At 66.9% G+C, this 12,565-nt stretch carries 9 protein-coding genes; 8 read left to right on the top strand and 1 reads right to left on the bottom strand.

From position 1 onward, the window contains the following. Nucleotides 1-627 carry a TetR/AcrR family transcriptional regulator gene (locus KOI47_RS05890; RefSeq protein ID WP_216214642.1) on the top strand — a complete coding sequence of 209 codons (627 nt, stop codon included), beginning with the start codon at nt 1-3 and terminating at the stop codon, nt 625-627. A gap of 80 nt (nt 628-707) precedes the next feature. Here KOI47_RS05890 and KOI47_RS05895 read toward each other — a convergent pair whose 3' ends face one another. Beyond that, entirely contained in the window at nt 708-1,508 is an 801-nt protein-coding gene (locus tag KOI47_RS05895; RefSeq protein ID WP_216214644.1) for a hypothetical protein, read from the bottom strand. 713 nt (nt 1,509-2,221) lie between these two features. Here KOI47_RS05895 and KOI47_RS05900 point away from each other — a divergent pair. The 7 genes from KOI47_RS05900 to KOI47_RS05930 all read left to right on the top strand — a co-directional run bounded on the left by KOI47_RS05900 (nt 2,222) and on the right by KOI47_RS05930 (nt 12,552). Further along, the gene (locus KOI47_RS05900; protein ID WP_216217124.1) at nt 2,222-3,907 is read left to right on the top strand and encodes a glycine/sarcosine N-methyltransferase; all 1,686 of its coding nucleotides are present in this window, start codon (nt 2,222-2,224) and stop codon (nt 3,905-3,907) included. Between the two features lie 51 nt (nt 3,908-3,958). Continuing rightward, complete coding sequence (metK, locus tag KOI47_RS05905) at nt 3,959-5,158, top strand: methionine adenosyltransferase (protein WP_216214646.1); 1,200 nt, start codon at nt 3,959-3,961, stop codon at nt 5,156-5,158. Between the two features lie 61 nt (nt 5,159-5,219). Continuing rightward, the gene (locus tag KOI47_RS05910; RefSeq protein ID WP_216214648.1) at nt 5,220-6,197 is read left to right on the top strand and encodes a carbohydrate kinase family protein; all 978 of its coding nucleotides are present in this window, start codon (nt 5,220-5,222) and stop codon (nt 6,195-6,197) included. A gap of 2 nt (nt 6,198-6,199) precedes the next feature. After that, nucleotides 6,200-9,748, top strand: coding sequence for a methionine synthase (gene metH / locus KOI47_RS05915; RefSeq protein WP_216217125.1), 3,549 nt, complete (start codon nt 6,200-6,202; stop codon nt 9,746-9,748). 20 nt (nt 9,749-9,768) lie between these two features. Continuing rightward, nucleotides 9,769-11,226 (top strand): adenosylhomocysteinase, encoded by a 1,458-nt coding sequence (ahcY, locus tag KOI47_RS05920; RefSeq protein ID WP_216214650.1) that lies wholly within the window; start codon nt 9,769-9,771, stop codon nt 11,224-11,226. A gap of 91 nt (nt 11,227-11,317) precedes the next feature. After that, nucleotides 11,318-12,205, top strand: a complete 888-nt coding sequence (locus KOI47_RS05925) for a mycobacterial-type methylenetetrahydrofolate reductase (RefSeq protein WP_216214652.1) — start codon at nt 11,318-11,320, stop codon at nt 12,203-12,205. Between the two features lie 131 nt (nt 12,206-12,336). Further along, nucleotides 12,337-12,552, top strand: coding sequence for a hypothetical protein (locus KOI47_RS05930; RefSeq protein WP_216217771.1), 216 nt, complete (start codon nt 12,337-12,339; stop codon nt 12,550-12,552). Nucleotides 12,553-12,565 lie beyond the last annotated feature (13 nt).

Raw genomic sequence — 12,565 nt, forward strand, 5'->3', positions numbered from 1 at the left:
ATGCCCCGCCCTCGCTCGGTCACGCACACCGAAATCGCCACCGCCGCACTGGCCGTTGCCGACCGGGACGGTCTCGACGCGCTGTCCATGCGCACCGTGGCACGGGAGCTCGGGTTCAGCACGATGGCTCTGTACCGTTATGTCACCGATCGCGGCCATCTCGAGCGGCTGATGGTCGAGGCCGTGCTGGGCGAGCTCCCCCTCGCGGTCCCGCACGGCTCCTGGCTGGAACGCGTCAGCGTGCTGGTGAGCCGCCTGTACGCGGCCGCGGCCGCGCACCCCGCCACGGTGCCGTTGCTGGTGGCGCACCGGCATACCGTGCCCTCCTCGTTGCGCTGGATCGAAGCCATGCTCGGTGTGCTCACGGAGGCCGGTTTCACCGGCAGCGGGCGGGTGCTCGCGCAGCGCACGATCATGAACTTCCTGTTGGGAGCGCTGCAGTCCGAGCGGTTCGGCTCGCTCGCGGGGCCGGGCACGGCCGCGATGGCCGAGCTGCCGCCAGGGGAGTATCCGCACCTCAGTGACACCGCGGGTGAGGCTCGGCGGGTCAGCCCGCTGGAGGAGTTCCATGGCGGCCTCGACGCGGTGCTCCGCGGGCTCGCCGAGCTGTACCGCTCGTCAGCATGAGCGGCCTTGGGCGGAATGGCGCCAAACTGCCCGCACGGCTGCCGCGCCGGTTGTCCGCCTACCAGCTCCGCTGATTGGGCTCAGGGCAGGGGGTAGTGCTCGAGATCGGTGACGCGTTCCAGCTCCACCGACTCGACCGGGAAGTCGCGCGCCTGTAGGAGCAGCAGGTGGCCGTCCACTTCGGCCAGCGCGGCCCAGTGCCGCCCACCTGCCAGCCATTCGAAGGTGACCGGCCTGCCGTCGACCGGGATGGTGACCGTGGACCACGCCGGAGCCTCCCCGCCGCCCAGACTGTCCACGTTGTCCAGGCCCTCCAGCCACAGCTCCTCGGCGAGTTCGTCCTTGGCCGCGCCGGACAGGTGCTTGTGCCGGACCTCCACCCGCAACCGCGGACCGTCCTCGGCGCCGAGCCGCCCGTGTCCGAGGCCGAGCCCGAGCGCGGAACCGGCGCTGGCCCAGCCCGCGATATACCGGTCACCCGGCCACTGCGGCGGCAGCCCGTACAGCGCGAACGGCGCACTCCTGAAACGTTCCAGGGTCAGGTGGCGCTGCCGCTCGTGCGCGCGCCGGGGGCTGAGCACCCACAGCCACTCCTCGGCAAGCGGCACCCCGGTCCGGTCCGGACCCCAGAACGCGGTGGAGAGAAAGAACACAGCCACCGCGGCTACAAAACCCGCGGCGAACAGCCACCAGGGCCAGTCGAACAGCAGTTGCATGCCGAAACCCAGCGCCGACCCGACCGCGGCGGCCAGCAGGTAGAGGCCGGGGGAGGGGATGAGCCTGCGCCGCCTGCGCACCACCTGCACCAGCCGGACCGGAGCCGACCAGGCGCTCTGGCTGGCCGGCCGCAGCAAGACGAAGCGTCCGTAGCTCGTCTCCATGCCGCCAGTCTCTCACGTGGATCTCACATACCACCGGTTGGCGGTTGCGAGCCGTCGTCAAGACGGAACGACTGCAGGTGTCCGCGTTGAACACTCTGTGAACTCGGGTGGAGTGATGCCGTCAAGCGCGCGGGCTAAGAAACGGGCCAAATATCGACCCAGGGCAACATTGAGTACCGATCGCTGGGCCAAACGGGTGACGGCCGCCTCGTGCGTGCGGTAGTGTGCGATTCGGGCGCCGGGCGGCGGCCCGGTGTGCCGGTCGCAGCGCGACTACCTCGCCGTATACAACTTCCCGGTTGCCGTGACACCCGTGTGCGCGGTGCGCCCACGGGTGCGGATGGTGGCGGCTCCGGCTATACAACGGGTGAAACCGCACGTCACGCCATCGACCCATTGCTATCTGGAGCTTTCCTCCATAGGTTGAGTGCAGGCGGTTTTGCGGTCGGTCAGCGTCGACCTGCCGCAAGGCTGCCCCGGTCGGGGTGAAGAGGCGAGTTCGACGACTCGGCGGTTGAGCGCGCGCCAGGCGCGGCTGTGCTGCGATTCACCGGATCCGGGTCGCGACGCTACGCGCATTCCTGGACGGATTTCGGTGGATCATGTTGCTCTGACCACATGGCGGTGCGCGGTGTACCGGTCTTTGTGTATCCGGCCGACCCCTGGAGGGAAACGTAATGAACGAAACGACGCCCAGCGGAACGGACGTGGTGATGGCTGAAAAGCCCGGTACCGGCGTCAATGGAGTCAATGGGGACATCCAGGCTCACCCGGAACAAGAATTTGGTGCAGATCCGTTACTCGTTCGAGACACGGACCACTACACCGACGAGTACGTTAAAGGGTTCGTTGACAAGTGGGACGATCTCATCGACTGGAAGAAGCGCTACGAAAGTGAAGGTCGCTTCTTCGTCGATCTGCTCAAGTCCCGTGGTGTGAAGTCCGTTCTGGACGTCGCGACGGGCACGGGGTTCCACTCGGTACGGTTGATCGAGGAAGGCTTCGACACGGTCAGCGTCGACGGCAGCCCGGAGATGCTGGTGAAGGCCTTCGAGAACGGGCAGAACTACGGTGGTCACGTCCTGCGGGTCGTGCACGCCGACTGGCGGTGGCTCAACCGGGACGTGCACGGTGAGTTCGACGCGGTGATCTGCCTCGGCAACTCGTTCACCCACCTGTTCTCCGAGCGGGACCGGCGCAAGGCACTGGCGGAGTTCTACGCCGTGCTCAAGCACGACGGCATCCTGATCCTGGACCAGCGCAACTACGACGCGATCCTGGACAACGGATTCTCCAGCAAGCACACCTACTACTACTGCGGTGACTCGGTGAGCGCCGAGCCGGAGTACGTGGACGAGGGGCTCGCGCGTTTCCGCTACAGCTTCCCGGACAAGTCGCAGTACCACCTGAACATGTACCCGCTGCGCAAGGACTACACCCGCAGGCTGCTGCGCGAGGTGGGTTTCCAGCGGGTGGAGACCTACGGTGACTTCCAGGACACCTTCGCCGCGGACGAGCCGGACTTCCTCGTCCACGTCGCGGAGAAGAACTACATCAAGACCACCGACGACCGGCTGAACTACTCCACGGCCGTCAACGTCGCGCGGGACTACTACAACTCCCAGGATGCGGACAACTTTTACTTCACCATCTGGGGCGGCGAGGATATCCACGTCGGGTTGTACAACACCCCGGATGAGGACATCGCGCCGGCGAGTGTCCGCACCGTGGAGCGGATGGCGAGCAAGTTGCAGTTGTCCAAGGACAGTTACGTGCTGGACGTCGGCGCGGGCTACGGCGGCGCCGCCAGGTATCTCGCGAAGACCTACGGCTGCAGGGTGGCCTGCCTCAACCTCAGTGAGGTGGAGAACACCCGTAACCGGCAGATGAACGAGCAGCAGGGCCTGAGCCACCTGATCGACGTGGTGGACGGCTCGTTCGAGGACCTCCCGTTCGAGGACAACCAGTTCACGGTGATCTGGTCCCAGGACGCGATGCTGCACAGCGGCGACCGGGTGCGGGTGCTGCAGGAGATCGTGCGGGTGCTCAAGCCCCGGGGTGAGATCGTCTTCACCGACCCGATGGCCGCGGACGGCGCCGACAAGTCCGCGCTTCGACCGATCCTCGATCGGCTGCACCTAGAATCCATGGGGTCGCCCGCGTTCTACCGGCGCGAACTGAACCGGCTGGGCGTCGACTCGATCGAGTTCGAGGACCACACCCAGCAGTTGTCGACCCACTACGGTCGTGTCCTGCAGGAAACGGAACGACGGGAGGCGGAAATCGCCGACAATGTGAGTGTCGAATACATCACACGGATGAAGCTGGGCTTGCAGCACTGGGTCGACGGTGGTCAGGCAGGAAACCTCGCCTGGGGAATCTTCTACGTGCGTGCCTGATTCGTGGTATTGATCGGTTCCGTCGCTTTCTAGAGACAAAGGGTAGAGACATTGAGTACTAATCGCAGGCTGTTCACCAGCGAGTCGGTCACCGAGGGCCACCCGGACAAGATGGCCGACGCGATCAGCGACACCATCCTGGACGCGATGCTGGCCTCCGACCCGCGTAGCCGGGTCGCGGTCGAGACGCTGATCACCACGGGCCAGGTGCACATCGCGGGTGAGGTCACCACCGATGCCTATGTGGACGTCCCGGCGCTGGTCCGGGACCGGGTGCTGGAGATCGGCTACGACTCCTCCGCCAAGGGCTTCGACGGCGCCTCCTGCGGGGTCAACGTGGCGATCGACGCCCAGTCCCCGGACATCGCACAGGGTGTGGACACCGCCTACGAAAGCAGGCTGGAGAACGCCCTTGACGACCTGGACAAGCAGGGCGCAGGCGACCAGGGCCTGATGTTCGGCTACGCCTCCACCGACACGCCGGAGCTGATGCCGCTGCCGATCGCGCTCGCCCACCGGCTTTCCCGCAGGCTGACCGAGGTCCGCAAGAACGGCACGGTCCCCTACCTGCGCCCGGACGGCAAGACGCAGGTGACGATCGAGTACAACGGCGAGGAGCCGGTCCGGCTGGACACCGTGGTCATCTCCAGCCAGCACGCCGACGGCATCGACCTCGACTCCATGCTGGCCGTCGACCTGCGGGAGAAGGTCATCGCGCCGGAGCTGGAGTCCCTCGGCCTCGACGCCAAGGAGCCGAAGATCCTGATCAACCCGACCGGCCGGTTCGTGGTCGGCGGGCCGATGGGTGACGCGGGCCTCACCGGCCGCAAGATCATCGTGGACACCTACGGCGGCATGGCCCGGCACGGCGGTGGCGCCTTCTCCGGCAAGGACCCCTCGAAGGTGGACCGTTCCGCCGCCTACGCGACCCGCTGGGTGGCCAAGAACGTGGTCGCCGCCGGGCTGGCCGAGCGCGTCGAGATCCAGGTCGCCTACGCGATCGGCAAGGCCGCACCGGTCGGGCTGTTCGTGGAGACCTTCGGCACCGAGAAGGTGGCGCCGGAGAAGATCCAGAAGGCCCTGGACGAGGTGTTCGACCTGCGTCCCGCCGCCATCATCCGCGACCTGGACCTGCTGCGCCCGATCTACGCCCAGACCGCCTCCTACGGCCACTTCGGCCGGGGCGACCTGGACCTGCCGTGGGAGCGCACCGACAAGGCCGCCGCACTGAAGGACATCGCGACCTCGTAACGGGCACGTTTTACCTGGTGAACTCGTTCTCGGTTCGACCCAACACAAGGAGGGTGCCCGAATGCGCATCGCGGTGACCGGCTCGATCGCGACCGACCATCTGATGTCGTTCTCCGGCCGGTTCAGCGACCAGTTCGTTGCCGACCAGCTGGAGAACGTCTCGTTGTCGTTCCTGGTCGAGCAACTGGACATTCGTCGGGGCGGGGTGGCCGCGAACATCGCGTTCGCGCTGGGCCGTCTCGGCCTTTCGCCGGTGCTGGTAGGCGCCGTCGGCAAGGACTTCGACGACTACCGGTCGTGGCTGGACCGGCACGGTGTGGACACCAAGTCCGTGCACGTCTCGGCGGACAAGCACACCGCCAGGTTCCTGTGCACGACGGACTCGACGCAGAACCAGATCGCGTCCTTCTACGCGGGTGCGATGAGCGAGGCGAGGCAGATCGAGCTGAAGACCGTCACCGACCGCGTCGGTGACCTCGATCTCGTGCTCATCGCCCCGGACGACCCGGAGGCCATGCTGCGGCACACCGAGGAGTGCAGGCAGCGCGGCATCACCTTCGCCGCGGACATCTCGCAGCAGCTGGCGATCATGCCCGGCGAGGACGTCCGCAACCTGGTGGAGGGCGCTTCCTACCTGTTCACCAACGAGTACGAGGCATCCCTGCTGCTCAAGCACACCGGCTGGTCCACGGACCAGGTGCTGGAGCGCGTCGGCAGCTGGGTGACCACGTACGGGCCGAAGGGCGTGCGCATCGAGGGCAAGAGCCACGACCCGGTCGTGGTGGACGTGGTGCCCGAGGTCGAGGCGGTGGAGCCGACCGGCGTCGGGGACGCCTTCCGCGCGGGCTTCCTGTGGGGCCTGAGCCGCAAGATGACCATGGAGCGCGCCGCCCAGGCGGGATGCGTGCTCGCCGGCATCGTGCTGGAGACGGTCGGCCCGCAGGAGTACCCGCTGGATCGGTCCGAGTTCTCCAACCGGGTGGCGAAGGCATACGGGGCTGACGCCGCGGCCGAGATCGAGTCCAAACTACGAGTATGAGCATGGACAGCTCGTTCCTCACTGAACTGGACAAGCGGGTACTCGTCGCCGATGGCGGGATGGGGACCGCGTTGCAGGAACACGACCTCACGCTGGACGACTTCGCCCAGCTCGAGGGCTGCAACGAGATCCTCAACGAAACCCGTCCCGACGTGGTGAGCGCGGTCTACCGTGGCTTCCTCGAGGCCGGGTCGGACGCGATCGAGACGAACACCTTCGGCACCAACCTCGCCAACCTCGGCGAGTACGGCATCCCCGAGCGCATCCGCGACCTCGCGGAGAAGGGGAGCGTGCTCGCCAGGCAGGCTGCCGACGAGTTCGCCACGCCGGAGTGGCCGCGGTTCGTGCTCGGCTCCATGGGGCCGGGCACGAAACTGCCCACTCTCGGCCACGCGCCCTACGCCGATCTGCGGGACGCCTATGTCGAGAACGCCCTCGGGATGCTCGACGGCGGGATCGACGCGGTACTCGTGGAGACCTCGCAGGACCTGCTGCAGACCAAGGCCGCGATCGTCGGCGCGAAGCGGGCCATGGAGCAGGCCGGGCGGCGGGTGCCGATCATCGCACAGGTCACGGTGGAGCAGACCGGGACGATGCTGGTCGGCTCGGAGATCGGCGCGGCTTTGATCGCGCTGGAGCCGCTCGGCATCGACATGATCGGGATGAACTGCGCCACCGGTCCCGCGGAGATGAGCGAGCACCTGCGGGTGCTCGCCCAGCACGCGCGGGTGCCGATCTCGGTGATGCCGAACGCCGGGCTGCCGGTGCTCGGGCCGAACGGGGCGGAGTACCCGCTGACCCCGGACGAGCTGGCCGAGGCGCTGGCCGGGTTCGTCAAGGAGTTCGGCACCCAGCTGGTCGGTGGCTGCTGCGGCACCACGCCCGAGCACCTGCGCAAGGTCGGCGAGGCGGTCAGGGAGCTGGAGGTGCCGAGGCGGCAGCCGGAGCGCCAGCCGGGGCTGTCCTCGGTATACCAGCCGGTCCCGTTCGAGCAGGACGCCAGCATCCTGATGGTCGGGGAGCGGACCAACGCCAACGGCTCCAAGGCGTTCCGCACGGCCATGCTGGAGGAGCGCTACTCCGACTGCGTGGAGATCGCCAAGTCGCAGACCCGCGAGGGCGCGCACGTGCTGGACCTGTGCGTGGACTACGTCGGCAGGGACGGCACGCATGACATGCGGGAGCTGGCGGGCATGCTGGCCACCGCGTCCACGCTGCCGGTCATGGTCGACTCCACCGAGCCGGACGTGCTCGAGGTCGGCCTGGAACACCTTGGTGGCCGGTGCGCGATCAACTCGGTGAACTACGAGGACGGCACCGAGCCGGGCGGGCGCTACGACAAGGTCATGCGGATGGCCGTTGAGCACGGCGCCGCCGTCGTGCTGACCTGTATCGACGAGGAGGGTCAGGCCCGGACCGCGGAGTGGAAGCTGCGGGTCGCCGAGCGGGCGATCACCGACTTCACCGAGAACTGGGGCCTGGAGAAGTCCGCGATCATCGTGGACTGCCTGGTCTTCCCGATCACCACCGGGCAGGAGGAGGTCCGCAAGGACGGCATCGAGACGATCAACGCGATCCGCGAGCTCAAGCGGCGGCACCCCGAGGTGCAGACCACCCTTGGTCTGTCCAATGTGTCCTTCGGGTTGAACCCGGCGGCGCGGCAGGTGCTGAACTCGGTGTTCCTGCACGAATGCCAGGAGGCCGGGCTGGACTCGGCGATCGTGAACTCCTCGAAGATCCTGCCGATGAACAAGATCGAGGAGGAGCCGCGCCAGGTCGCGCTGGACCTGGTCTACGACCGGCGCAGCGAGGGTTACGACCCGCTGCAGAAGCTGATGCAGCTGTTCGAGGGCAAGACCGCGTCCTCGAGCAGTGCCTCGCGGGCCGAGGAGCTGGCGAAGCTTCCGCTGTTCGAGCGGCTGGAGCGGCGGATCGTCGACGGCGAGCGCAACGGGCTGGACGAGGATCTGGAGGCGGCACGGCAGGAGAAGAAGCCGCTGCAGATCATCAACGAGAACCTGCTCGCCGGGATGAAGGTCGTCGGTGACCTGTTCGGTTCCGGGCAGATGCAGCTGCCGTTCGTGCTCCAGTCGGCCGAGGTGATGAAGGCCGCGGTGGCCTACCTCGAGCCGTACATGGAGAAGGACGACTCCGGCGGCAAGGGCAAGCTGCTGCTGGCCACGGTCAAGGGCGATGTGCACGACATCGGCAAGAACCTTGTCGACATCATCGTGTCCAACAACGGCTACGACGTGGTCAACATCGGGATCAAGCAGCCGATCAACGTGATCCTGGACGCCGCCGAGGAGCACAAGGTGGACGCCATCGGCATGTCCGGACTGCTGGTCAAGTCGACGGTGATCATGAAGGACAACCTGATCGAGATGAACTCTCGGGGGGTTGCCGAGAAGTACCCGGTTCTGCTCGGTGGTGCGGCGTTGACAAGGACGTTCGTGGAGAACGACCTTGACGAGGTCTACCAGGGTGACGTCCGCTACGCCAAGGACGCCTTCGAGGGGCTCAACCTGATGGACCGGCTGATGGCCATCAAGCGCGGGGACGCCCCGGAGGAGGACGAGGCGGAGCAGGCCAAGAAGGCCGAGCGCAAGGCACGCCGCGAGCGGTCGCTGCGGATCGCCGAGAAGCGCAAGGCCGAGCAGGGCGACGAGCCGAGCCTGGACGACACCACCCGCTCCGATGTGGCCGCCGATCTCCCGGTTCCGGTGCCGCCGTTCTGGGGATCGAAGGTCATCAAGGGGATCGCCACAGCCGACTATCTGTCCCTTTTGGACGAACGAGCGACGTTCTTCGGTCAGTGGGGCCTGCGGGGCGCCAAGAAGGGCGAGGGACCCTCCTATGAGGAGCTCGTCGAGACCGAGGGCAGGCCGCGGCTGCGGGCGTGGATGGACGAGCTGTCCACCGCGGGCATCCTGCAGCATGCCGCGCTGGTGTACGGGTACTTCCCGTGCTACTCCGACGGCAACGACCTGATCGTGCTGGACAAGGAGGAGCCGGACGCGCCGGAGCGGCTACGGTTCCACTTCCCGCGCCAGCGCAGGGACCGGCGGCTGTGCCTCGCCGACTTCTTCCGCTCCAAGGAGAAGGCCGAGGAGACCGGCCAGGTCGATGTGCTGCCGATGCAGCTGGTCACGATGGGCCAGCCGATCGCGGACTACGCCAACGATCTGTTCGCCAAGAACTCCTACCGGGACTATCTGGAGATCCACGGGCTCGGCGTGCAGCTCACCGAGGCGCTTGCCGAGTACTGGCACCGCAGGGTCCGGCAGGAGCTGCTGTTCCCATCCGGAACCTCGGTGGCGGCTGAGGACCCCGAGGAGGTCGAGCAGTACTTCAAGCTCGGCTACCGGGGCGCCCGGTTCTCCTTCGGTTACGGGGCCTGCCCGGATATCGAGGACCGGGCGAAGATCGTCGACCTGCTGGAGCCGGACCGGATCGGTGTGGAGCTGTCCGAGGAGTTCCAGCTGCATCCCGAGCAGTCCACCGACGCCCTCGTGCTGCACCACCCGGAAGCGAAGTACTTCAACACCTGAGAAAGACAAGAAAGGGAGTCATGAGCGAGAAGTTCCAGAAGGTGGGCGGCCTCGAGTTCGCCGTCGCCGACCTGTCGCTGGCCGAGGCCGGCCGGCACCAGATCCGGCTCGCCGAGCACGAGATGCCCGGCCTGATGGCCACTCGCAAGGAGTACGCGGATTCCAAGCCGCTCAAGGGCGCGCGGATCGCCGGTTCGCTGCACATGACGGTGCAGACGGCGGTGCTGATCGAGACGCTGGTCGAGCTCGGTGCCGAGGTGCGCTGGGTTTCCTGCAACATCTTCTCCACCCAGGACGAGGCCGCGGCCGCCGTCGTGGTCGGCCCGAACGGCACCCCGGCCAAGCCGGAGGGCGTCTCGGTGTTCGCCTGGAAGGGCGAGACGCTCGAGGAGTACTGGTGGTGCACCAACCAGCTGTTCCAGTTCGGTGACAAGGGCCCGAACATGCTGCTGGACGACGGCGGCGACGCCACCCTGCTGGTGCACAAGGGCGTGGAGTTCGAGGCCGCGGGCGCGGTTCCGGAGACCGACGCGAACGACCCGGACGAGTACAAGGTCGTCCTGGCCACGCTGCGCAAGAGCCTCGCCGAGGACACCAAGCGGTTCACCAGGATCGCCGAGGGCATCAAGGGTGTCACCGAGGAGACCACCACCGGCGTGCACCGGCTGTACGAGTTCGCCAAGTCGGGCGAGCTGCTGTTCCCGGCGATCAACGTGAACGACTCGGTCACCAAGTCGAAGTTCGACAACAAGTACGGCTGCCGGCACTCCCTTGTGGACGGCATCAACCGGGCGACCGACACGCTGATCGCGGGCAAGGTCGCCGTCATCGCCGGTTACGGCGACGTCGGCAAGGGCTCGGCCGAGTCGCTGCGCGGCCAGGGCGCGCGGGTGATCATCACCGAGATCGACCCGATCTGCGCGCTGCAGGCGGCGATGGAGGGCTACGAGGTCACCACGATGGACGAGGTCGTCGACAAGGCCGACATCTTCGTCACCACGACCGGCAACTTCGACATCATCACCGCCGAGCACATGTCGAAGATGAAGCACCAGGCGATCGTGGGCAACATCGGCCACTTCGACAACGAGATCGACATGGCGGGCCTGGAGAAGATCCCCGGCATCAAGAAGGTCGAGATCAAGCCGCAGGTGCATGAGTACGTGTTCCCGGACGGCCACTCGATCATCGTGCTGTCCGAGGGCAGGCTGCTCAACCTCGGCAACGCCACCGGCCACCCGAGCTTCGTGATGTCGAACAGCTTCGCCAACCAGACGATCGCGCAGATCGAGCTGTTCACCAAGACCGACGAGTACGACAAGCAGGTCTACGTGCTGCCCAAGCACCTCGACGAGAAGGTGGCCAGGCTGCACCTGGACGCGCTCGGCGTGAAGCTGACCAAGCTGACCAAGGAGCAGGCCGAGTACATCGGCGTCGACGTCGAGGGACCCTACAAGCCCGACCACTACCGCTACTGATCGATCCCGTGCGTCCGCGTCCGGTGCCGCCAGCGCGCGGCACCGGACGCGGACCACCCGTCGGGAAACGCGGATACGGCGAGAGGGAGCCATGAACACGATCGCACTCGAGCTGGTACCGCCCGAGATCGAGGGTGGCGAGCAGCGGGCGGCCGAGGAAGGCCAGAAGGTAGCCGAGCTCTGCCGCGCGAGCGGGCTGACCGAGGCCATCCAGCACGTGATGATCCCCGGCATGATCGCCGAGGACGACGACCGCCCGGTCGAGATGAAGCCCAGGATGGACGTGCTGGACTTCTGGAACGCACTGCGCCCCGAGCTGGGTGCCATGCGGGGGCTGTGCACGCAGGTCACCGCGTTCCACGACAAGCAGGCGCTGACGTCCCGGCTGAACGAGCTGCGTGACTCGGGCATGGACGGGATCATCTTCGTCGGCGTGCCCCGCACGATGAACGACGGCGACGGCCCCGGCATGGCCCCGACCGACGCCCTGGCCGAGTTCACCGGCGTGGTCCCGAACCGGGGCGTGATCCTCATTCCGACGCGGGACGGCGAGCTGGGCCGGTTCGGCTTCAAGTGCGACCAGGGCGCGACCTTCGGCATGACCCAGCTGCTCTACTCCGACGCGATCGTCGGCTTCCTGCGCGATTTCGCCAAACAGAGCGAGCATCGGCCGGAGATTCTGCTCTCGTTCGGCTTCGTTCCCAAGGTCGAGCAGCGGATCAGGCTGATCGACTGGCTCATCCAGGATCCCGGTAACCCGGCGGTCAAGGAGGAACAGGAGTTCGTCGCCAAGCTGGCCGACTCGACCTTCGCCGAACGCAAGCACGAACTGGTGGAGCTGTACAAGCGGGTGACCGACGGCGTGCGCGAGCTGGGGTTCCCGCTGAGCATTCACCTCGAGGCGCCCTACGGCGTGAGCAAGCCCGCCTTTGAGGTTTTCGGCGAGATGCTGGACCACTACAGCCCGCTCGCGTCCTGACGTTCCAGTAGCCCGGCTGACCCCCGATCAGGTGATGGTGCGACGATGGGGGTCCGCGGAGTTCCCCGGTTCCGCGGACCCCCTCGTGGCCCGATACAGCGGCACCGTACCGGGCCGGAAGAAGGTGCCAGATGACCTGGGCAAGGCAAGCTGGTTCGTCCCGACCGGCCGAGGACAAGGGCTGGTTGGCAGGTGTGAAGGCCGAGGAAAGAGAACGCATGGTGGTCCGCGACGGGCTCGCCGTGCGGACCGTGGCCGGTCACTGCAAGGACGCGGAGGAATGCGCCGAGTTGCTGGCCATGTTGGGCCTCGACGCGGCGGACGGAAGGCGCCCCACCGTGGAGTGACCGGCTGACCGGT

The sequence above is a fragment of the Amycolatopsis aidingensis genome (genome assembly GCF_018885265.1).
GTDB classification, from domain to species: Bacteria; Actinomycetota; Actinomycetes; order Mycobacteriales; family Pseudonocardiaceae; genus Amycolatopsis; species Amycolatopsis aidingensis.